This window comes from Streptomyces flavovariabilis, from assembly GCF_000725785.1.
Classification (GTDB): domain Bacteria; phylum Actinomycetota; class Actinomycetes; order Streptomycetales; family Streptomycetaceae; genus Streptomyces; species Streptomyces hawaiiensis.
On the sequence record NZ_JNXD01000029.1, the window covers coordinates 51,574 to 72,611 of the forward strand.

Genomic DNA, 21,038 nt, shown 5'->3' on the forward strand with positions numbered 1-21,038 from the left:
CGGCACGGGTGGGCGCAGCACCCACGCCGAGCAGCACCTACAGAAACGCCAGATTCACAATCCCGTAGGACGCCGCGGCCACGATCGCCGCGGCCGGCATCGTGATGAACCAGCCGAGGATGATGTTCTTGGCGACACCCCACCGCACGGCGTTCACGCGCTTCGTCGCCCCTACGCCCATGATCGCGGACGTGATGACGTGGGTCGTGGAGATCGGCGCCTTGAACAGGAACGCCGAGGTGAACATGATCGTCGCCCCCGTCGCCTCCGCCGCGAAGCCCTGCGGCGGGTCCAGCTCGATGATCTTCCGCCCCAGCGTCCGCATGATCCGCCACCCACCGGCGTACGTCCCCAGCGACAGCATCACCGCGCAGGCGATCTTGACCCACACCGGGATCGGATCGCCGTAGTCCTCGACATCGGCGATGACGAGCGCCATCACCACGATGCCCATGGTCTTCTGCGCGTCCTGCAGACCGTGCCCCAGCGCCATGCCGGCCGCCGAGACGGTCTGCGCGATGCGGAACCCGCGCTTGGCCTTGTGCGGGTTCGCCTTCCTGAATATCCACAGGATCGCGGTCATCACCAGATAGCCGGCCAGAATGCCGACCACCGGAGACACGAACATCGGGATGACGACCTTCTCCAGCACTCCGTGCCAGTAGACCGTCGTCCCGCCGGCCAGCGCCGCCCCGACCATCCCGCCGAACAGCGCGTGCGAGGAGGAGGAGGGCAGCCCGAAGTACCAGGTGATCAGGTTCCAGACGATCGCGCCCACCAGCGCGGCGAAGAGGATGCCCATCCCCTTCGACCCGGTCGGCGTCTGGATCAGCCCCTCGCTGACGGTCTTGGCGACCCCGGAGCCCATGAAGGCACCGGCGAGGTTCATCACCGCCGCCATGGCCAGCGCGGCCTTCGGCGTCAGCGCCCTCGTCGAGACGGACGTGGCGATCGCGTTCGCCGAATCGTGAAAGCCGTTGGTGTACGTGAAGAAGAGCGCGACCCCGATGGTCGCGACCAGAGCGAAGGTGTCCATGAAGGGCTCAGGACTCCTTGACGGCGATGGTCTCCACCGTGTTCGCCACGTGCTCGAACGCGTCCGCCGCTTCCTCCAGCACGTCCACGATCTGCTTGAGCTTCAGCACGTCCATGGCGTCGTACTTGCCGTTGAAGAGGTGCGCCAGCAGCTTGCGGTGGATCTGGTCGGCCTGGTTCTCCAGCCGGTTGACCTCGATCCAGTACTCGGTGAGGTTGTCCATCGTCCGCAGATGCGGCATCGCCTCGGCCGTGAGCTCGGCCGCGCGCGCCAGCACCTCGATCTGCTGGTCGACACCCTTGGGCAGTTCCTCGACGTTGTAGAGGACGACCAGGTCGACGGCCTCCTCCATGAAGTCCATGATGTCGTCGAGGGACGAGGCCAGGGTATAGATGTCCTCGCGGTCGAACGGCGTGATGAAGGAGGAGTTCAGCTGGTGGAAGATCGCGTGCGTGGCATCGTCACCTGCGTGTTCCGCTGCCCGCATACGCTCTGCGATCTCGGCCCGGGCGGGTGTGTCCGCCCCGAGCAGTTCCATCAGGAGCTTCGAGCCCGTGACGATGTTGTCCGCGGAGGCGGCGAACATGTCGTAGAAGCTCGTCTCCCTGGGGGTCAGACGAAAGCGCACGTGGGGTCCTCGGGGTGCTTCGGTTTCGGTCAGGCTGATGCTAGGCGCATCATCCGGCCACGGCTATCGGGCCGCCCACCAGTGTCGCCCATCAGACACAGTGCTGAGCACGGGGGCGGTTCCAGGGGCCGTATACCCAGGAAGTTCGGTACCATATACCCACCAGGGGTATATGTCGGCCCGCCGCCCACCAGGAGGACGCGATGACGGACGTGACCAAGACGACAGATGTCGCACATGTCACCACCGGCACCGCGGATGCGGACGTGGCGACGGACCACGACCACGGCGTGCACGGGTACCACAAGCAGAAGGACGAACACCTCAAGCGCCTGCGCCGCATCGAGGGCCAGATCCGCGGCCTGCAGCGCATGGTCGACGAGGACGTCTACTGCATCGACATACTCACGCAGGTCTCCGCCTCCACCAAGGCCCTGCAGTCCTTCGCCCTGCAACTGCTGGAGGAGCACCTGCGGCACTGCGTCGCCGACGCGGCCCTCAAGGGCGGTGACGAGATCGACGCGAAGGTGAAGGAGGCGACCCAGGCGATCGCCCGCATGCTGCGGACGTGAACCGGGTCCGGGGCTCGGAGCACGCCCGGATTCAGCGCCTGGCCGAGTCCCGCTCCTCGGCCACTTTCAGCACCTCGTCGATGCTCTCCAGGCTGAGCCGCTCCCGAGCGGCCGAGGCCGCGATGATCAGCTCCCCGCACAGCTCGATCTCGGCGAGGGCCACGTGGTCCTGAACTGCCGTACCGCCGACCGGAGCCACGTGCATCACCTCGTCTCTGCCGTTACCGGCTTCCTAGAGTAGGGAGCGGCCTACACCCCGCGCATGGCACGGACGGGCTAGTTCACGCCGGTCACTCCTCGGCGATCTCGCCCGCGTAGATGTCGTCGGCTCGGGGCAACCGTACGCGCGCCGGAGCCCCGAAATCGTAGAGCAGCGTCGTCGAGGCGACGGCCACGGGGCTCTTCTGCTGCCCGTTCAGGAAACTGAAGCGGTGCCTGACCTTGCGGATGCGTCCCTCGTCGTCGAGGTAGGCGTCGAAGGGCACCTCGGCGGTGGCGAACCCTTCGGCCGCCGCCTTCAGGGGCCCCTTGTTCCCCTCCGAGGCACGCCGGGCCGCGTCACCGAGGTCCGCCGTCCCCCGGTAGTGCCGCACGCCGGTTCCCGCGACCTCCGTCGTGCCCACATACGTCGCGGTCCGCGTCCCGAGCAGCACCTCGGCCGCCGTGAACGGATCGGTGGCCCCGCCGGTGACGAGGTTCCCGTCGGACAGGGTCCGCGTGTCCACCCGCACCCACTTGTCCGCAGGCACACCGGCGCCCCGGTTCTTCATGAACAGCGCACCCGGCACGAGCAGTTCGGTGATCGGCCGGCGCTCCGCGGCCCCCGCGGGATCCTGCGGCAGCAGCACCTTCAGCTGCCCCATCCGCTTGCGGTAGTCGTACACCCCGCCGCCCCGGATGGTCACCCGGGTCCCGCCGGCGGCCATCTCCATCGACGTACGGGCCTTGGAACTGCCCGCCTCGACGAGCCGGCCGGCGGCCTGCCGCAGCACGGCGACCGCTTCCCCGGCACGGGAGTCACCGGCGACCGCGTCGCCCCCGGAGCACCCCGCGGTCCCCAGCCCCGCCCCGGCCAGGACCCCGGCCGCGACGACCGCCGCGCCCGTCCGCCTGTGCCGCCGTTCCCGCTGCCGCCCAGTCATCGCCTGCCTACCCCCAGCCGGTACGTCCGTCACGGGCCCCCTCGTTGTTCCGGTTAACGACGGCTATGTGCCCCCGTCACGCGAGCCCGCGCCGGCCGCCGAACGAATCCTTTACCCGGGGTGGGTAACGTTGTCGGCGTGGCGCAGCAGGACGGGCCGGAACCTCCCCCCAACATCCCGGAACACCGCACGACGACCATGGAGAAGGGCCCCTTCTGCATGGCCCACTGCGTCTGCGGCTGGCGCGGCCCGGCACGGAGAGCGAGAAGCCAGGCGCGCACGGACGCGGAGAGGCACACGACGGGCTGACCCCCGTGGCGGGCGCCGCCCCCGGCCGCACCCGAACCATGGAACCCCCGCCCCCGTCCCCTCGTCTCCGAGGACGGAACCACCGGGAGGCCCCATGGAACGGCGCACGATCCTCACAGCCGGCACGGCGGCGTTCGCCGCGGCCGCAACCCCCTTCACCACCGCCTGCACAGCGTCGGGCGCCCGCTCCGGGGCCACGGTCACCAAGGCCTCGCGCACCACCACGACCTCGAGGTCCACCGCCGCCGACTGGTCCGCCCTGGCCCGCGGCCTCGACGGCCCCCTCGTCCGCCCCGGCGACGCCGACTGGCCCGCGGCCCGGCAGCTGTACAACACCCGCTTCGACCACCTGCGGCCCGCCGCGGTCGCGTACGTGTCCCACTCGGACGACATCCGCACGACCCTGGCCTATGCCCGCGCCCACGCCCTGCGCGTGGCGATCCGCAACGGCGGCCACTCCTACGCCGGCTGGTCCTCCGGCGACGGCCGTCTGATCGTCGACGTCTCGAAACTCAGCCGCGTCCGGGCCTCCGGCAGCACGGCGGTGGTCGGCGCCGGCGCCAAACTCATCGACGTCTACCGCGCCCTCGCCGCGAAGGGCGTCACGATCCCCGCCGGCTCCTGCCCGACCGTCGGGGTCTCCGGTCTCACCCTCGGCGGCGGCCACGGCGTGGTCTCCCGCGCCTACGGCCTGACCTGCGACAGCCTCACCCGGGCCACCCTGATCACCGCCGACGGCAAGCAGCTCACCGCCGACTCCCGAGAGAACAAGGACCTCTTCTGGGCCCTGCGCGGCGCCGGCAACGGCAACTTCGGCGTCGTCACGGAGCTGCACTTCAGGACCCACCCGGCCCCGCAGGGCGTCTCGGCGTACCTGTCCTGGCCCTGGTCGAAGGCGGCGGCGGTGGTGAAGGCCTGGCAGGAGTGGGGCCCGTCACAGCCCGACGAGATCTGGTCGTCCCTGCACCTGGCGAGCGCCGCGGGCGGCACCCCGACCGTCTCCGTCGCGGCGTTCTCCCTCGGCACCCACGGCGAACTCCAGAACGCCGTCGACCGCCTCGCCGACCGCGTCGGCGCGCCGGCCCGCAGCGTCTCCCTGAAGCGCCGGTCCTACGAGGAGTCGATGGAGGTGTACGCGGGCTGCTCCTCGTTCCCGACGGACGCGCAGTGCCATCTGCCCGGCTCGACCCCGGGCCGGTCCCCGGAGGGCGCGCTGGGCCGCGAGACGTACGCGGCGGCCTCGGACTTCTTCGACCGCTCCCTCTCGGCGGCCGGCATCCGCACGCTGCTGTCCCAGATCGGTTCGGTACGCGGCGGCACGGGCAGCATCGCGCTGACCGCCCTCGGCGGAGCGGTCAACCGCGTCTCCCCCACGTCCACGGCGTTCGTCCACCGCCGCTCCCGCATGCTGGCCCAGTACATCGCCGCGTGGCGGGCCGGCACCAGCGGTACGAGGGCCCGCGACTGGCTGGCCTCCGCCCACAAGTCGATGCGCCCCCACGCCTCGGGCGCGGCCTACCAGAACTACACGGACCCGACCCTGACCGACTGGCGCAAGGCGTACTACGGGGATGCGGCAACCCGCCTGGCCAAGCTGAAGAAGCAGTACGACCCCAACCGCTTCTTCAGCCACCCGCAGGCGCTCTGAACCCCCTACGCGGCGAGGTCCCTCTCCGAGGCTCGCTCACTGCGCGCCTCGGGGATCACGGTGTCCTCCCCTTCGGCCCGCCCTCTGCGCCGCACCAGCCACCCCGCCCGGGGCGACCGCTCGACGGCCTTCACCACGGGCGTCAGCAGGGCCATGGCGAGCGGCGACAGCAGCAGTGCCACGGCCGTCCCCAGCGCGAACCCGCCCACGACGTCCGTCGGGTAGTGCACGCCCATGTAGACGCGGATGAACCCGCCGAACAACGCCAGCACGAGCCCGACGAGCCCGAACTTCCGGTTGGCGACGAACAGGCCGACCGCCAGCGCCATGACGATCGTCGCGTGGTCGCTGACGAACGAGTAGTCGGTCTTGCCCTGGACGAGCACCTCGAGCCCCTGGTGGTCCAGGAACGGCCGGGGCCGCTCCACGAAGCCCCGTATGGGCACGTTCACCAGTACGGCGATACCGGCGGCCAGCGGCGCCCAGACCAACGCCGCGACGGTGGACGCGGCGTCCTCGTCGCCCCGCCGCCGCACGGACCACCAGCACCCCACCACGAGCAGGACGATGGCGAGCAGCAGCCCGTACTCACCGACGTACTCCATGACGCGGTCGAACCAGGCCGGCGCGTCCTTGGCCAGGCCATTGATGTCGTACAGCAGGTCGACGTCGGGGTTCGACCCGGAATCGGCGAGTCCAGCCATGGCGCTGCGGCCCCTTCGTCGTCTCTCCCGGCGCACCTGTGCGTGTGCGCCGCTGCTGCCACCCCCGTGGTTGTAGATCCGCTTCCGCCGCACGCGTGCGTGACACGTGCCGAATGAACGTCTGCTCGGCTACGTCAACAGGAACGCATGGTCCCCGTAGATACGTTCCACACTCCACCGAATGATCACGCAGACGTTATCGAAGAGAGACACGTCTTCGCAGCTCAGGGGGTGGGTTCACACACGGTTCACACCGTCGTGGGCAGTGCTTTCGCGCCATCTTCGGTGACGCGGGTGGCTCCGAAGTAGTCGGGGGTGTCGATCGGGTCGAATCGGATGACGGCACCGGTCCGGGGCGCATCGATCATGTACCCGCCTCCGACATAAATGCCGACATGCCGGATGGCACGGGAATTGGTGAGGTCGTCCGAGAAGAACACGAGGTCGCCGGGGAGCAGTTCGTCCCGCGAGGGGTGCGGACCGGCGTTGTACTGGTCGTTGGCGACACGCGGGAGCTTGATGCCCACGGTCTCGTAGGCGGCCTGGGTCAGTCCCGAGCAGTCGAAGCGTCCGCCCTGCTCAGCGGTGCCGGTGCCGCCCCAGAGGTAGGGCGTGCCGAGCTTCTTCTGCGCGTACTCGATCGCGGCGGCGGCCTGCTCGGAGGGGTCGACCCGCCCGGCCGGCGCGGCGAAGCTCTCCGACAGCGTCGTGATCCGCTTCACGTAGTTCCGCGTCTCGTTGTACGGCGGCACGCCCCCGTACTTGATCACCGCGTACGCCCCCGCGTTGTAGGCGGCCAGCATGTTCTCGGTCGGATTCCCGCCAACCTTCTTCACGTACGAGGCGAGTTCGCAGTCGTAGGAGGCGGCCGAGGGGATCGCGTCCTTCGGGTCCCACACGTCACGGTCGCCGTCGCCGTCGCCGTCGATGCCGTGGCTGGCCCAGGTGCCGGGGATGAACTGCGCTATGCCCTGCGCGGCGGCGTGGCTCTGGGCCCTGGGGTTGAAGCCGCTCTCCTGGTAGAGCTGGGCAGCGAGCAGGGCCGGGCTGATGGCGGGGCAGAGGTTGCCCCACTTCTGCACGAGGGCCGCGTACGCGGCGGGCACCGACCCCTTGGCCAGCGATTTCGCCCCGCCGCCCACGCCGTTGACGAGGTTCCCGGCGACGAGGTAGACCCCGACGACGAGCAGCATCACGAAGGCCAGGGCGGAGCTGATGGCGACACTCGCCACGATCCATGCCTTACGCACCGTCAACCGCCCCTCACCGCCCAGGAGTCCGTTGGTCAGTGTAGAGGCGGCCCGCAAGCCCGGGAATGATCACGAGGAGGAGAGTCGGGGGCGGACGGGGGAACAGGGCGCGGCACGGGCGGCACGGCGAGAGCACGACGGTTCCCGCCGGCGCACAGGATCGCGGACGCCCCCAGGGTCAAGTCGCGCCCATCGCCCGGCCATCGAGCCGTCAGCGGCCGGTAAGCCCCACGCCCCTTTCAGTAAGGCGGAAGTCAGGATTACGAAACCCGTCTTGTTGTCACGTACTCAACAAGCGATCGTCGTCGCGGGTCGCCGCCCCCGCCGGGAAACACACCGGCGGATCCCCCACCCGCAGGCCTCTGCCCACCACTGCCAGGAGGCTGTACCTTGCGCACGACACCCCCCGACTCCCCCACCGCCCGCCGCAGACGGCGCCGCATCGCGTTCGCCGCCACCGCCACCGCCGCGCTCCTGATCACCGGCCTCACCACCGCCGCCCACGCACAGGCCGCGGACCCGAGCACCTCCAAGGTCACCTGGACCCGCTCCTGCGCCCTCCCCCGCCAGCAGGGCGAGATGGCCTGCAACGCCCTGCGCGTCACAGGCGGCCGCACCGCCTTCCAGCAGCAGCACGGCATCTCGGCCAAGGCCGCCGAGGCCTCCTCCCCCTCCGGCTACGGCCCCTCCGACCTCCGCAGCGCCTACGGCCTCACCTCCGCCGCCGCGAACAACGGCTCCGGCCACACCATCGCCATCGTCGACGCCTACGACGACCCGAACGCCGAATCCGACCTCGCCGCCTACCGCTCCCACTACGGCCTGCCCGCCTGCACCACCGCGAACGGCTGCTTCAAGAAGGTGAGCCAGACCGGCTCCACCACCGCCCTCCCCACCGGAGACAGCGGCTGGGCCGGTGAGATCTCCCTCGACCTCGACATGGCGAGCGCGATCTGCCCGAACTGCCACATCACCCTCGTCGAGGCGAAGTCGGCCTCCATGGCCAACCTCGGCACCGCCGTCAACGAGGCCGTCGCCCTGGGCGCCCAGTACGTCTCCAACAGCTACGGCGGCGGCGAGTCCTCCTCCGACACCTCGTACGACTCCGCCTATTTCAACCACCCGGGCGTCGCCATCACCGCCAGTGCGGGCGACGAGGGCTACGGCGCCGAGTACCCGGCGGCGTCGAAGTACGTGACGGCCGTCGGCGGCACCAGGCTCTCCACCTCCTCCACCACCCGTGGCTGGACCGAGAGCGTCTGGCGAACCAGCAGCACCGAAGGCACCGGCTCCGGTTGCTCCGCCTACGACACCAAGCCCGCCTGGCAGACCGACACCGGCTGCGCCAAGCGCATGATCGCTGACGTCTCGGCCGTCGCCGACCCGGCGACCGGCGTCTCGGTCTACGACACCTACGGCGCCGACGGCCAGGGCTGGGCCACCTACGGCGGCACCAGCGCCTCCGCCCCGATCATCGCGAGCGTCTACGCCCTCGCGGGCACCCCGTCGGCCGGCTCCTACCCCGCCGGATTCCCCTACGTGAACACCTCCGCCCTGAACGACGTCACCAGCGGCAGCAACGGCAGCTGCACCACCGGCTACTTCTGCACCGCCCGGACGGGTTACGACGGCCCGACCGGCCTGGGCACCCCCGAGGGACTCGGCGCCTTCACCGGCTGACGCCCCCTGCTTTCCCCGCCCGCTGGTGACAGACCGTCACCGAGGAACGTCGCCCGGGGCCGTGGGGGCTCGGTGACGAAGGGGCCGCGGCAACCCAGCCGCGGCCCCTTCGCCTTGCCAGGTAGCCTTCACCCGGGGAACACCGGCGCGATCACTCACCCGACCAGCCGTCAGAAACAGCCTGCAAAGGTAAGAAAGGCCGCAAGAGGGCACAACGACGGAACCACACACCAGGTTCCGCTCAGGCCTCATTGCCCGGCGTGACCTGCCGTGATACACAGAGTTACCATACGATCCTTCGCACACCGCCCGTCGCCACCCCTAGGGGCCGGCGCGGAACGGTGGCAAGGTATTCGTACGAAACCCGCCAATCAATGACGCCAAGTCGACATGCGACAGCGTCATTGTCGGCGAGAATGAGGCCTGACCTCTGCACGACCGCAGAGGGTGCAGAACTACCCACCAGGGGCGGTGACTTACATGCTCTTTGCGGCCGACAAGGGAGACATCAACACCATCATCGGCGGGATCGCTCCGGACTGGGGCCCCTTCGGCAGCCTGGGCACAGAGGCGAAGACGATGGTCCAGGTCGTGATGGCGTTCGCCATCCTGCTCTGCCTCGGCATCGCCATCTGGGGCGCCGCCAAACAGCGCATCGGCGCCACCGCCCTGCGGGACACCTTCAGCGCGGAGCAGGGCAAGGGCCTCATCATCGCGGGCCTGACAGGAGTCTTCATCATCGGCTCCCTCGGGACGCTGTTCACCATCGTGTACGGCATGGCCGTGTAGACCGGGCACCGTCCGCCCGGCCGGGCACGCCCGGCTCCCCCTCCCACCCCACCCGCCCGTCGTGCCCACCGGCTGAGGTTGCGTTTCCCTGATGTCGAGTCACCACACCGCGCCCGCGCGGGAACCAGCACGGCTACCGTCGTACGAGGAGTATGAGAAGTACGACCGGTACGAAGTGTTTCCGCACGACGTCGAGGGGGCGTACGCGGCATGAGTCACGGTGACGACCACGAGCCCTCCGGCGGCTACGCCGGCACGGGCCAGACCCGCACCCGCCTGCCCGAATCCGGCGACGCCTTCGGCGACCCCCGCCGCCGCTCCTCGTCCCGCAGCCTGGTCACGGTCGTCGGCGTAGTGGTCCTCCTGATCGCCGCCATCGCCTTCGCGAACCGGGGGGGTGGCGACGCCGAGAGCAGCAGCTCGGGCAGTGACAAGGCGGAGAGCTCGGCGACGGCGCCCACGGGAGAACGACCGGTGAAATCGAAGACCGGTGACATCGCCACGGGCTACGCCCATACCGAGCAGGGTGCCCAGTCCGCAGCCACCAACTACGGCGTCGCCCTCGGTTCGGCCGACATGTACAACCTCGACAAGCGGCACGCGATCGTCAGCACCGTGTACGCACCCGACGTCGCTGCCGCCCAGCTGCCGGCGTTCGACCAGGTGTACTCGCAGGAGAGCTTCCTCGAGAAGATCGGCCTGACCAAGGACGGCGCCGCGCCGAGCGGCCAGACCTTCGTCTCGCGCGTCGTCCCGGTGGGCACCAAGGTCACCTCCTACAACAACAGCACCGCCTCGGTCGCACTCTGGTACACATCCCTCTTCGGCCTGTCGGGGGAGGGTTCCAAGAACCCCGTGACCGAAAGTTGGTACACAACGACGTACCAGCTGAAGTGGGTCGATGGTGACTGGAAAGTCACCGACTTCACCCAGAAGGACGGCCCGGTCCCGGTCGGGCGTGACCAGAGGGCCTCCACCGCAGAGGACATGAGCAAGGCCGTCGAGGGGTACGGAGGGTTCACCTATGCCCGTTAGGCATTACGTACTCAAGCTCGGCGCCGCGGTCGCAGCCGTGCAGACGGCCACGGTCCTCTTGGCCACCCGTGCCTTCGCCGCCCCCACTCCCTCCCCGTCACCCAGCAACAACGCCTGCGACCTGCTCAGGGGCGAAGCCAGAGACATCTGCGAAGGCGACACCGGCAGCGGCTCCGGCGGCGGTGCCGACCGGCTCGACCCCACCTCCACCCTCGACCCCCTCTCCTCCCTCGCCAAGGGCTGTGCCGAAGCCGCCTCCTGGACCGTCGACAAGCTCAGCGACGCCGTGAAGGAGACGGCGAACGTCGACTTCACGAACCCCAAGTTCCTCCAGCAGTACGCCGTCGTCTTCGCCGCGTCGACGATCCTCACGCTCCTGCTGTGGATCCTGGCCGTGGCCAAACGGGCGGTGCGCGGCGTCCCCCTCACCACCGCCCTCACCGAAGCCATCGGCTTCCTCTGGCTGACCGTCCTGGCCTCCGCCTTCACCCCCCTGATCCTCTACACCGTCGTCTCCGCGACCGACGGCATCACCGAGGTCCTCGCGAAGGCCACCGGCGACCAGACCGACGCGTTCTTCGGCACGTTCTCCGAGGCCCTCAAGAAGGGCGAGGACATCGGCGGCGGCCCGATCATGCTGATCGTCGTCTCCCTGGTCAGCATCCTCGCCGCCGGCGTCCTCTGGCTGGAGCTCGTCATCCGCGCCGCCCTGCTCTACGTCGGCGCCCTCCTCGGCACCGTCGTCTACGCCGGCCTCGTCGACAAGAACCTGTGGGGCCACGTCCGCCGCTGGGCCGGCATCATGATCGCGGTCATCCTCATCAAGCCGGTCATCGTCATCGTCCTCGGCCTCGCCGGCGCGCTCTCCGCCGACGACGGCCCCGACGCCTTCTCCGCCGTCGTCTCCGGCCTCGCCATCATCCTGCTGGCCATCTTCGCCAGCGCGATGATCTACCGCTTCGTCCCCGGCTTCGGCGACGAGATCGCCGGCTCCCGCAACAACCGCCTCATGCGGGGCGCCGAGAGCAAGGCCGCCGCGGTCATCAGCTCCCCGGCCAGCCTGGTCGCGCAGGGCATCAAGACCCACAGCTCCCGCGCCGACAACAACGGCGGAGGCAGCCAGTCCTCCGCCCCCCGCCCCAGCAACCCCGCCTCCGGCGGAGTCGCCGCGCACAGCGCGCGCCCCTCGAACGGCGGCGGCGGATCTGTCCCCTCCGCCGCACCCGCCCCCCGTTCGAGCAGCCCCGTCAACACTCCCCACGCCAGCAACACCCGCAACAGCAGTACCAACCGCACGGGAGGTGAAGGGCGTTGACGACCGAGTCCCACGTGTCCCATCCGGTCACGCCCCGCCGGACATACCTGATCGGCCGCGCCCGGCCGAACGCGATCATCGGCCGCAACCGCGAGACCGGCGAGATCGCCCTGATCGTCGTGGGCGCGTTCCTCGGCATGATGTGCGGGCTCCTCGTCCCGGTGCTGTCCCTGCGCATCGTGCTGCTCGCCGGGTTCCCGATGCTGGCGCTGGCCGCGGTGTACGTGCCGTACAAGCACCGCACGTTCTACAAGTGGTTCGAGATCAACCGCAGCTACAAGCGGACCCTGAAGCGGGGCACCGCCTACCGCTCCGCCGTCATCGAGGCCGGCACCCGGCTGGACGGCCGCGAGGTGGAAATCGGCCCGCCCCCCGGCATCGGCCGCATCACCTGGCTGGCCGCCCCCTTCGGCCCCGACGAGATCGCCGTGCTCCTGCACGCCGACCGCAAGACCGTCACCGCCGCCATCGAGATCGAGGGCCCGGGCGTCGGCCTGCGCGACAGCGAGGACCAGGAGGCCCTCGTCGACCGCTTCGGCACCCTGCTCAAGCACGTGGCCAACGGCGACGGCTTCGTCACCCGCATCCAGATGCTGGCCCGTACCCTCCCGGCCGACCCGGACGCCCACGCCAAGGACGTCGCCGTCCGCGGCGATGACAAGGCCCTGCCCTGGCTCCAGGACTCCTACGACCAGCTCCAGTCCATGGTGTCCACCAGCAGCGAGCAGCACCGCGCCTACCTCGTCGCCTGCATGCACTACACCCGCGAACTCGCCGCCGAGGCCAACGCCATGGCCCGCGCCGCACGCGCCCACGGCGGCAAGGTCGACCGGGACGCCGGACTCGCCGTCGTCATGGCCCGCGAGCTCACCGACATCTGCTCGCGCCTGCAGGAGGCCGACATCCGCGTCCGCCAGCCGCTCGGACAGGGGCGGCTGTCCTCGCTGATCCACTCCATGTACGACCCGGACCACCCCATCGACCACATCCAGGCGATGACGAAGCGCAACGCCTGGCCGGCCGAACTGGACGCCATGGAGCCCACCTACCTCCAGGCCAAGACCCGCGAGTCCTCCACCCGCGCCCCCTGGTGCCACGCCACGGCCTGGGTGAAGGAGTGGCCGATGACCCCCGTCGGCGTCAACTTCCTCGCCCCCCTGCTCGTCCACACCCCGGACGTCATCCGCACGGTCGCCGTCACGATGGACCTCGAACCCACCGAGGTCGCCATCGAGCGCATGCTCACGGAGAAGACCAACGACGAGGCCGAGGCGTCCCGCGCCGCCAAGATGAACCGCACCGTCGACCCGCGCGACGTGGCCGCGAACTCCCGGCTCGACCAGCGCGGCGAGGACCTCGCCAGCGGCGCCGCCGGCGTCAACCTCGTCGGCTACATCACCGTTTCCTCCCGCTCCCCCGACGCCCTCGCCCGCGACAAGCGGACGATCAGGGCCTCGGCCGGAAAGTCGTACCTGAAGCTGGAATGGTGCGACCGCGAGCACCACCGCGCCTTTGTGAACACCCTTCCCTTCGCCACCGGCATTCGGAGGTAGGACCTGATGCGGGACCCGCTGTCCGTCCTCACCGACGCCTTCACCTCCTTCCTGTTCGGGAAGGTGGAGACGACCAGGCTCCCGGTGCGCACGTCCACGGGCCAGGCCCAGGCGGTCTATCTCCCGACCGCCGCCCCCGGCCTCGGCGACTCCGGCGTCATCATCGGCCGTGAGGTGTACTCCGGAAAGGGCTACATCTACGACCCCTTCCAGCTCTACGGCCAGCAGCTCCCCGCCCCCCACTGGCTGGTCCTCGGCGAGTCCGGCAACGGCAAGTCGGCCCTGGAGAAGACGTACGTCCTGCGCCAGCTCCGCTTCCGCGACCGCCAGGTCGTCGTCCTGGACGCCCAGGGCGAGGACGGCGTCGGCGAATGGAACCTCATCGCGCAGGAGCTGGGCATAACTCCCATCCGCCTGGACCCGATGGCCGCCCTGGACATGGGGATCCGCCTCAACCCGCTCGACCCCGCGATCACGACCACGGGCCAGCTGGCCCTGCTCCGCACGATCATCGAGGTCGCGCTGGGCCACGGCCTCGACGAACGCTCGGGCTTCGCCCTCAAGGTCGCGCACGCCTACGTCAACGAGACCATCGTCGACCGCCAGCCGGTCCTGACCGACATCGTCGAGCAGCTGCGCCACCCCGAGCCCGAGTCGGCCGAGGCGATGAACGTCGCCATAGACGACGTACGGGCCTGGGGCCTCGACGTCGCCCTGGTCCTGGACCGCCTCGTCGACGGTGACCTGCGCGGCATGTTCGACGGCCCCACCACGGTCGGCATCGACCTGGACGCCCCGCTCATCGTCTTCGACCTGTCCCACATCGACCGCAACTCCATCGCCATGCCCATCCTCATGGCGATCGTCGGCGTGTGGCTGGAGCACACCTGGATCCGCCCCGACCGGAAGAAGCGCATCTTCCTGGTCGAGGAGGCCTGGCACATCATCAACAGCCCCTTCGTCGCCCAGCTGTTCCAGCGCCTGCTGAAGTTCGGCCGACGCCTGGGCCTGTCGTTCGTGGCGGTCGTCCACCACCTCTCGGACGTCGTGGACGGCGCGGCCGCCAAGGAAGCGGCGGCGATCCTCAAGATGGCGTCGACGAGGACGATCTACGCCCAGAAGGCGGACGAGGCCAGAGCGACGGGCCGCGTGCTGGGCCTGCCCCGCTGGGCGGTGGAGATCATCCCGACCCTCACCCCCGGCATCGCCGTCTGGGACGTGAACGGCAATGTCCAGGTCGTCAAACACCTGGTCACGGAGACCGAACGCCCTCTGGTCTTCACCGACCGCGCGATGACCCAGTCGTCCGCCGACCTCGCGGACGACGCCCTGCACGCCGCGGAACTCGAGGCGGAGGAACGGGCCGCGGCCTTCGTGGAGCAGCACCTGGGCGACTCCGAATCGACGGTGGCGTAGGCAGGGGAGGACGCGTGAGACCGGACGACCGCCACACCCAGCGGGACGGCCAGGGAGGCATCCCCGACGGCCTGCTGGTCGGCGTACTCGCGTTCCTCCTCGGCATGACCCTGCTGGTGTGGACGGCCACCGGCCTCGCCGCCCTGTTCGCCCACGGCTCCTGGCCGCCCGGCGTCACCTTCACCCGCACACCGCCGGCCCTGCGCGACCTCATCACCCAGCCCCGCGACATCCCTGGCGCCTGGCCCGACACATCCCCCGGCGAACTCTCCGGCTACGGACTGTTCTGGGGCATGTTCATCGGCCAGCTGATGATCCTGTTCGTCCTGACGATCTTCGTGATGGGGACATGGACCCGCTGGCGGGCGGTACGGGCGAGACGCCGGGCGGAGAGCCTGTCGCCGCAGCCCGAGCCCGCGCCCGATCAGTACGATGCAGCGCAGCCGGCCCGGCACGACGTACCCGCACCGACACCGCCCGCGGCACACCACGAGGTCCCCACTCCCCGCACGACGCCCGAGCCCGCCCAACACCTCGAACCGGCGGCACCCCCCACGACCCCGGCTTCTCTGTTCGGCCGGGAACCAGTGGGCGGGTGGGAGAAGATCCTCGTCGCCCCGAGGGAAGCCCGCCGGACAACCGCCACCCAGGCGGTACACGACGCCGAGGGCCCAGCCCTGATCGTCACGTCGAACGCGACGCTCTGGCAGGACACCAAGGACGCAAGAGCCAAACTGGGCCCCACCCTGCTCTTCGACCCCACCCACCTCTGCGACACCCCGTCCCGCCTCCACTGGTCCCCGACCGAAGGCTGCGAGGACAAGAACACGGCGACCGCAAGAGCCACCGCCCTCCTCACGCCCGTCCGCCCCACCGCCAAACTCGACCAGGCGGTCAGCGACACAGCCGCCACCCTCCTGCGGAGCTACCTGCACGCCGCGGCGATCGACGGCCGCACCGTCCGCCACGTCCACCGCTGGTCCCAGGGCACCCAGATCCAGGACGCGGTGCGCATCCTCCGTACCAACCCCAAGGCCGCCCCCGGCTCCGCCGGCGAACTCGAAGGCGCCCTCACGGCCCACCCCGAACGCCGCGACATGGCCCAGCAGTTGACCACCCGCGCCCTCGCGGCCCTCTCCACGGTCAACATCCGCGAGGCCTGCACTCCCAACCGAACTGATGCCCTCGCCCTGGATTCCTTCATCCACGAAGGGGGCACGCTTTATGTGGTGGGGGAATCCATCGAGGACCCCAGGACGAACCCGGGCGCGATGCCCCTCCTGACGGCCCTCGTCTCGAGCGTGGTCGAGCGTGGCCGGCACATGGCCGAACGGTCATCGGCCGGTCGCCTCGACCCACCAATGACGCTCGTCCTGGACGACGTCGCGGCCGTGGCCCCGCTTCCCCAGCTTCCGGAGCTGCTGGCCACCGGAGCGGACCGGGGCATGCCGACCCTGGCCCTGCTCCGGTCCCGCGAACAGGGCCGCGCCCGCTGGCCGCACGACGAACTGCCGGTCTGAGACTCCAGCCCCAGACGCTCACTCCCGCTCGAGCACGAACTCCAACTCCCGCTCCCCGGCATCCCCCAGCGGCACCACCACCCCGCTCGGCAGGAACCCCACCCGCCGGTAGAACCGCTGCGCCCGCCCGTTCTCCTCGTGCACGATGAGCCGCACCCGCTCCAGTCCCTGTCCCCACGACCACTCCAGGGCCGCGTCGAACAGCACCTCGGTCAGCCCGCTCCCACGCTCCTCGGGCCGTACGAACACGCCGACCACATGCCCCTGCTTCCGCTCCACCGGAAACCCGGCCCAGTCCCTCGTCCCGGGCTCCTCCACCAGCACCGTCAGCGTCGCCACCCACCGCCCGTCCGGCCCCTCGGCGATGATCTGCTGCGCCTTGTCCGCGCCCACGGCGCCACCGGCCGTCCGCTCCCGCCAAAAGGAGTCCGGCCTGGCCGCGGCCTCCTCGTACGTCTCCAGGAAGGCCAGGTGCGCCACCGGATCCCGCAGCGCCGCGAGCCGCAACTCCTTCGCCGCAGCCCACTCGCCGGCACGGACGGACCGGATCACATAGCTCATGCGCCCACGGTAGTACCCGGGTACGACGCCCCCCACCTCGATTACCCCGCCGGTCGGACGCCCGCCGCCCCCGCACGCACGAGCATCGAAGCATGCTGACGGCACACGAACTCACCAAACGCTACGGCGACCGGACGGTCGTCACGGACCTGTCCTTCACCGTCCGCCCCGGCACCGTCACCGGCTTCCTCGGACCGAACGGCGCCGGTAAGTCCACGACCATGCGCATGCTCCTCGGCCTGGATGCCCCCACCCGCGGCCACGCCACCGTGGCCGGACGCTCCTACGCCGCCCATCCCGCGCCCCTCACCGAGGTCGGCGCCCTGCTGGAGGCCCGCTCGGTCCACCCCGGCCGAACCGCCCACCACCACCTGCGCGCCCTCGCCCACACCCACGGCATCCCCCGCGCCCGGGTCGAACAGGTCCTCGGCCTCACGGGCCTGACCGACGTGGCCCACCGCCGCGTCAAGGGCTTCTCCCTCGGCATGGGACAGCGCCTCGGCATCGCCGCCGCCCTCCTCGGCGACCCGGCCACGCTCATCCTCGACGAGCCGGTCAACGGTCTCGACCCGGAGGGCGTCCTGTGGATCCGCAACCTGCTCAAGTCCCTGGCCGCGGAGGGCCGCACGGTCTTCGTCTCCTCCCATCTCATGAGCGAGACGGCCCTCACCGCCGAGCACCTGGTCATCATCGGCCGCGGCCGCCTCCTCGCCGACACCACCGTCACCGACTTCGTCCACCGCTCCGGCGCGGGCACCACCAAGGTCATCACCCCGGAGGCCACCACCCTCGCGGACCTTCTCACCGCCCCCGGCGTCGACATCACCACCGACACCCCCGGCACCCTCCGCATCCGCGGCACGGACGCCCGGCACATCGGCCGCACGGCGGCGGCCCACGGCATCCCCCTCTACGAACTGACCCCCGCCTCCGCCTCCCTGGAGGAGGCCTTCATGAACCTCACGCGGGACGCGGTGGAGTACCCGGCGACCCAGCAAGGAGCAGCGGCATGACCACGACGGCCCTGCCCTACCGCGTGACCCCGGCCCGCGTCCTGCGCTCCGAGTGGCACAAGTTCTGGACTCTGCGCTCCACCTGGATCACCCTCGCCGTGACCAGCGCGCTCACCGCCGCCATGGGCGCGGGCCTCGGCGCCGCCTACGACGGCACGGGCGAAGGCGGCATGGACACGGTGGTCTTCGTCCTCCTGGGCACCCAGTTCGCCCAGATCAATCTGGGGGTCCTGGGCATCCTGGCCACGGCCGGCGAGTACTCCACGGGCCAGATCCGCGCCACGATGACCGCGGTCCCCCGCCGCCTGCCCGTCCTCTGGTCCAAGGCCGCCGTCCTGGCCGCTGTCGCCCTCCCCCTCACCCTGGCGACGAACCTGCTCACCTTCCCCCTGGCCCAGTCCTTCCTCTCCGGCACCGACCAGTCCGCCTCCCTCGGCGACCCGGGCGTCCTGCGCGCCCTCGCGGGCAACGCGGCCGGCCTCACCCTCCTCGCCGTCCTCGCCCTCGGCATCGGCGCCGTGCTCCGCTCGGTCCCCACGGCCATCGGCGCCTTCATCGGCCTCGTCATGATCCTCCCGGAGATCCTGGCCATGCTCCCGTACGCCTTCCTCGACGACGCCGTCCACTACTTCCCCGGCAAGGCCCTGGAGGCTCTCACCACGGCCCAGCCCATCCCGGGAGCGACCTCCCCGGGCGCCGCCCTGCCGGCCATGCTCCTGTGGACGGCGGCCGTCCTCACGGTGGCGTCGGTGGTCCTGCGCCGCAAAGACGTATGACGCCCGGCACCGAACCCCTCACGATGGACCCCGTGACGGAACACCGGGCGCCGGAGCCCCTCACCGAGTACGCCCAGCGCCTCATCCACAAGGTGCGCGCCTTCGACCGACGCCGCCCGCTGCTGTGGGACCTGCACTTCACGGGCTTCTGGGTGACAGCCGCCCTGATCGACTACGCCGGCAGCGGCTGGCGCCACAACGCCCACAGCCTGGACGTCCCCGGCTGGCTCCTCCTCACCCTGAGCCTCGGCCTCTCGGCCCCGCTCCTGTGGCGCCGCACCCACCCGGGCGCGGTCCTGGCCGCCATGGTTCCCTTCGCCCTCGTCAACGCCTGGACCGGCGCCGCCCTCCAGGCGGCCCTGCTCCAACTGGTACTCATCTACCACCTCGCCCTGCGCCGCCCCCTGCGCGACCTGTGGTGGGCGACGGCCCTGGTGATCGCCCCGGTCCTCGTGTCGGCCGTCCGCCACGGGGAGGGCACCTGGCACCAGCAGATCGGCTCACACCTGATGTCCATCACCGTGGCCGCCCTCATCGGCGTCACGGTCCGCACCCGCCGAAACTACACCGAGGCCCTGGAGGACCGCGCCCGCCGCCTGGAGACCGAGCGCGACCAGCAGGCCCAGCTCGCGACCGCCGCCGAACGCGCCCGCATCGCCCGCGAGATGCACGACATCATCGGCCACAACCTGTCCGTCATCACCGGCCTCGCCGACGGCGGACGGTACGCCGCCGCCAAGTCCCCCGAACGCGCCGCCCAGGCTCTGGACGCCATCGCCACCACCAGCCGCCAGGCCCTCACCGAACTCCGCCGTCTCCTCGACGTCCTGCGCGAGGAAGAGAAGCGGCAGCCCGACCTGACCCCCCAGCCCGGCCTCACCGACCTCGACCAGCTCCTCGACGGCGTACGCGCCGCAGGCCTCCCCGTCAGCACCACCATCCACGGCAGCCCCACTCTTCCCACGGGTCGCCAGCTCACCGTCTACCGCGTCGTCCAGGAAGCCCTCACCAACGTCCTCAAACACGGTGGCCCCCACGCCACCGCGGAGATAGAGCTCTCCTACGAGGAAATGGCCGCCGTCACCGTCACCATCACGGACACCGGAAGCGGCAACCGCAGCGACGGGAACTCCCGGGACGGTCGCGGACTACCCGGAATGCGCGAGCGAACCGCCCTGTATGGCGGCACACTTGAGGCCGGCCCCCGCCCCCATCCGGAGCAGGGCTGGCGCGTCCGCCTACACCTCCCGGAGGAAGCCCCGCAGTGACCACGGTCCTCATCGCCGACGACCAGCCTCTCCAGCGCTTCGGCTCCCGCATGCTGCTGGAGAGCCAGGACGACATGACGGTCGTGGGTGAGGCGGCGACCGGCAGCGAAGCGGTCCGCATGGCGTCCGAGCTCCATCCGGACGTCGTCCTCATGGACATCCGCATGCCCGGCCTGGACGGGATCGAGGCGACCCGCCGCATCACCGCCGCCGGCGACCGCACCCGCATTCTGATCGTCACCACTTTCGACCTGGACGAGTACGCCTACGCCGGCCTCCGCGCAGGTGCCTCCGGCTTCCTCGTCAAGGATGCCCAGCCCGAGGAACTCCTCGCCGGCCTCCGCGCGGTGGCCACGGGAGACGCGGTGGTCGCCCCCAGCCTGACCCGCCGTCTCCTGGACGCCTATGTCCACCACCTCCCGACCGGTGCCTCGTCGGAAGCCGCGCCCCAGGAGGACCCGCGCCTCGCTTCCCTGACGGACCGGGAACGCGAAATCCTCACGGTCATCGGCAGGGGGTGGACCAACACGGAGATAGCCACGCGTCTCCACCTGGCCGAGTCGACGGTGAAGACCCACGTGGGTCGTATCCTCGCCAAGACCGGCTCCCGCGACCGCATTCAGGCGGTCATCCTGGCGTACGACACGAAGCTGGTCCAGGCATCGTGAACGCGTGATCAATACCGTGAAACACAAAAAAGGCCCACACCATAAGGTGTGGGCCTTTTCAATAATTGTTCGGCGGCGTCCTACTCTCCCACAGGGTCCCCCCTGCAGTACCATCGGCGCTGTAAGGCTTAGCTTCCGGGTTCGGAATGTAACCG

At 70.3% G+C, this 21,038-nt stretch carries 20 protein-coding genes and 1 rRNA gene; 13 read left to right on the top strand and 8 right to left on the bottom strand.

What is annotated here, in order from left to right; genetic code table 11:
- Positions 1 to 37 precede the first annotated feature (37 nt).
- A complete protein-coding gene (locus tag IO24_RS0136110; protein WP_031143432.1) occupies positions 38 to 1,036 on the bottom strand; it encodes an inorganic phosphate transporter in 999 nt (332 codons plus the stop codon).
- A gap of 7 nt (positions 1,037 to 1,043) precedes the next feature.
- Entirely contained in the window at positions 1,044 to 1,664 is a 621-nt protein-coding gene (locus IO24_RS0136115; RefSeq protein ID WP_031143434.1) for a DUF47 domain-containing protein, read from the bottom strand.
- A 203-nt stretch (positions 1,665 to 1,867) separates the two neighbouring features.
- On the opposite strand from IO24_RS0136115, the gene IO24_RS0136120 reads away from it, so the two are divergent.
- On the top strand, positions 1,868 to 2,236 hold the full coding sequence (locus IO24_RS0136120; RefSeq protein WP_031143436.1) for a metal-sensitive transcriptional regulator: 369 nt from the start codon (positions 1,868 to 1,870) through the stop codon (positions 2,234 to 2,236).
- A gap of 31 nt (positions 2,237 to 2,267) precedes the next feature.
- Here IO24_RS0136120 and IO24_RS45830 read toward each other — a convergent pair whose 3' ends face one another.
- Positions 2,268 to 2,435, bottom strand: a complete 168-nt coding sequence (locus IO24_RS45830) for a hypothetical protein (RefSeq protein ID WP_167551652.1) — start codon at positions 2,433 to 2,435, stop codon at positions 2,268 to 2,270.
- Between the two features lie 91 nt (positions 2,436 to 2,526).
- Positions 2,527 to 3,378 (bottom strand): SCO4651 family lipoprotein, encoded by an 852-nt coding sequence (locus IO24_RS0136130; protein WP_031143438.1) that lies wholly within the window; start codon positions 3,376 to 3,378, stop codon positions 2,527 to 2,529.
- Positions 3,379 to 3,781: 403 nt separating this feature from the next.
- On the opposite strand from IO24_RS0136130, the gene IO24_RS0136135 reads away from it, so the two are divergent.
- A complete protein-coding gene (locus IO24_RS0136135) occupies positions 3,782 to 5,335 on the top strand; it encodes an FAD-binding oxidoreductase (protein ID WP_031143440.1) in 1,554 nt (517 codons plus the stop codon).
- A 5-nt stretch (positions 5,336 to 5,340) separates the two neighbouring features.
- On the opposite strand, the gene IO24_RS0136140 is transcribed toward IO24_RS0136135, so the two are convergent.
- Together IO24_RS0136140 and IO24_RS0136145 are read right to left on the bottom strand one after the other, a co-directional pair.
- A complete protein-coding gene (locus tag IO24_RS0136140) occupies positions 5,341 to 6,039 on the bottom strand; it encodes a phosphatase PAP2 family protein (protein WP_031143442.1) in 699 nt (232 codons plus the stop codon).
- A gap of 248 nt (positions 6,040 to 6,287) precedes the next feature.
- Positions 6,288 to 7,232, bottom strand: coding sequence for a bifunctional lytic transglycosylase/C40 family peptidase (locus IO24_RS0136145; RefSeq protein ID WP_420823246.1), 945 nt, complete (start codon positions 7,230 to 7,232; stop codon positions 6,288 to 6,290).
- 447 nt (positions 7,233 to 7,679) lie between these two features.
- Between IO24_RS0136145 and IO24_RS0136150 the strand changes: the two genes are divergently transcribed.
- The 7 genes from IO24_RS0136150 to IO24_RS0136180 all read left to right on the top strand — a co-directional run bounded on the left by IO24_RS0136150 (position 7,680) and on the right by IO24_RS0136180 (position 16,597).
- Complete coding sequence (locus IO24_RS0136150; RefSeq protein WP_031143446.1) at positions 7,680 to 8,969, top strand: S53 family peptidase; 1,290 nt, start codon at positions 7,680 to 7,682, stop codon at positions 8,967 to 8,969.
- A gap of 480 nt (positions 8,970 to 9,449) precedes the next feature.
- Entirely contained in the window at positions 9,450 to 9,758 is a 309-nt protein-coding gene (locus tag IO24_RS0136155) for a hypothetical protein (protein WP_031143448.1), read from the top strand.
- A 210-nt stretch (positions 9,759 to 9,968) separates the two neighbouring features.
- On the top strand, positions 9,969 to 10,793 hold the full coding sequence (locus IO24_RS0136160) for a DUF8175 domain-containg protein (RefSeq protein WP_031143450.1): 825 nt from the start codon (positions 9,969 to 9,971) through the stop codon (positions 10,791 to 10,793).
- A complete protein-coding gene (locus IO24_RS0136165) occupies positions 10,783 to 12,108 on the top strand; it encodes a membrane protein (RefSeq protein WP_031143452.1) in 1,326 nt (441 codons plus the stop codon). Before IO24_RS0136160 ends, IO24_RS0136165 begins: the two co-directional genes overlap by 11 nt.
- On the top strand, positions 12,105 to 13,661 hold the full coding sequence (locus IO24_RS0136170; RefSeq protein WP_031143453.1) for an SCO6880 family protein: 1,557 nt from the start codon (positions 12,105 to 12,107) through the stop codon (positions 13,659 to 13,661). Before IO24_RS0136165 ends, IO24_RS0136170 begins: the two co-directional genes overlap by 4 nt.
- Positions 13,662 to 13,667: 6 nt before the next feature.
- Complete coding sequence (locus IO24_RS0136175; protein ID WP_031143455.1) at positions 13,668 to 15,077, top strand: ATP-binding protein; 1,410 nt, start codon at positions 13,668 to 13,670, stop codon at positions 15,075 to 15,077.
- A gap of 14 nt (positions 15,078 to 15,091) precedes the next feature.
- Entirely contained in the window at positions 15,092 to 16,597 is a 1,506-nt protein-coding gene (locus IO24_RS0136180; protein WP_031143457.1) for a type IV secretory system conjugative DNA transfer family protein, read from the top strand.
- An 18-nt stretch (positions 16,598 to 16,615) separates the two neighbouring features.
- Here IO24_RS0136180 and IO24_RS0136185 read toward each other — a convergent pair whose 3' ends face one another.
- Positions 16,616 to 17,158 (bottom strand): GNAT family N-acetyltransferase, encoded by a 543-nt coding sequence (locus IO24_RS0136185; protein WP_031143459.1) that lies wholly within the window; start codon positions 17,156 to 17,158, stop codon positions 16,616 to 16,618.
- A 92-nt stretch (positions 17,159 to 17,250) separates the two neighbouring features.
- Here IO24_RS0136185 and IO24_RS0136190 point away from each other — a divergent pair, with 92 nt between their 5' ends.
- From IO24_RS0136190 to IO24_RS0136205, 4 genes are read left to right on the top strand one after another with little or no spacing between them, the layout of a single operon-like run.
- Positions 17,251 to 18,171, top strand: coding sequence for an ABC transporter ATP-binding protein (locus IO24_RS0136190; protein ID WP_031143461.1), 921 nt, complete (start codon positions 17,251 to 17,253; stop codon positions 18,169 to 18,171).
- Positions 18,168 to 18,947 (top strand): ABC-2 transporter permease, encoded by a 780-nt coding sequence (locus IO24_RS0136195; protein ID WP_031143463.1) that lies wholly within the window; start codon positions 18,168 to 18,170, stop codon positions 18,945 to 18,947. The genes IO24_RS0136190 and IO24_RS0136195 overlap by 4 nt, the downstream gene beginning before the upstream one ends.
- 23 nt (positions 18,948 to 18,970) lie before the next feature.
- Positions 18,971 to 20,215 carry a sensor histidine kinase gene (locus IO24_RS0136200; RefSeq protein WP_031143465.1) on the top strand — a complete coding sequence of 415 codons (1,245 nt, stop codon included), beginning with the start codon at positions 18,971 to 18,973 and terminating at the stop codon, positions 20,213 to 20,215.
- Complete coding sequence (locus IO24_RS0136205; RefSeq protein ID WP_031143467.1) at positions 20,212 to 20,883, top strand: response regulator; 672 nt, start codon at positions 20,212 to 20,214, stop codon at positions 20,881 to 20,883. The genes IO24_RS0136200 and IO24_RS0136205 overlap by 4 nt, the downstream gene beginning before the upstream one ends.
- A gap of 67 nt (positions 20,884 to 20,950) precedes the next feature.
- On the opposite strand, the gene rrf is transcribed toward IO24_RS0136205, so the two are convergent.
- Positions 20,951 to 21,038, bottom strand: a 5S ribosomal RNA gene (gene rrf / locus IO24_RS42270); the annotation flags it as partial.

Coding starts and splice junctions, on each gene's coding strand:
- IO24_RS0136155 (WP_031143448.1), top strand. CDS start 9,450: ATGCTCTTTGCGGCCGACAAGGGAGACATCAACACCATCATCGGCGGG.
- IO24_RS0136135 (WP_031143440.1), top strand. CDS start 3,782: ATGGAACGGCGCACGATCCTCACAGCCGGCACGGCGGCGTTCGCCGCG.
- IO24_RS0136175 (WP_031143455.1), top strand. CDS start 13,668: ATGCGGGACCCGCTGTCCGTCCTCACCGACGCCTTCACCTCCTTCCTG.
- IO24_RS0136190 (WP_031143461.1), top strand. CDS start 17,251: ATGCTGACGGCACACGAACTCACCAAACGCTACGGCGACCGGACGGTC.
- IO24_RS0136165 (WP_031143452.1), top strand. CDS start 10,783: ATGCCCGTTAGGCATTACGTACTCAAGCTCGGCGCCGCGGTCGCAGCC.
- IO24_RS0136120 (WP_031143436.1), top strand. CDS start 1,868: ATGACGGACGTGACCAAGACGACAGATGTCGCACATGTCACCACCGGC.
- IO24_RS0136140 (WP_031143442.1), bottom strand. CDS start 6,039: ATGGCTGGACTCGCCGATTCCGGGTCGAACCCCGACGTCGACCTGCTG.
- IO24_RS0136145 (WP_420823246.1), bottom strand. CDS start 7,232: ATGCTGCTCGTCGTCGGGGTCTACCTCGTCGCCGGGAACCTCGTCAAC.
- IO24_RS0136160 (WP_031143450.1), top strand. CDS start 9,969: ATGAGTCACGGTGACGACCACGAGCCCTCCGGCGGCTACGCCGGCACG.
- IO24_RS0136130 (WP_031143438.1), bottom strand. CDS start 3,378: ATGACTGGGCGGCAGCGGGAACGGCGGCACAGGCGGACGGGCGCGGCG.
- IO24_RS0136110 (WP_031143432.1), bottom strand. CDS start 1,036: ATGGACACCTTCGCTCTGGTCGCGACCATCGGGGTCGCGCTCTTCTTC.
- IO24_RS0136185 (WP_031143459.1), bottom strand. CDS start 17,158: ATGAGCTATGTGATCCGGTCCGTCCGTGCCGGCGAGTGGGCTGCGGCG.
- IO24_RS0136195 (WP_031143463.1), top strand. CDS start 18,168: ATGACCACGACGGCCCTGCCCTACCGCGTGACCCCGGCCCGCGTCCTG.
- IO24_RS0136200 (WP_031143465.1), top strand. CDS start 18,971: ATGGACCCCGTGACGGAACACCGGGCGCCGGAGCCCCTCACCGAGTAC.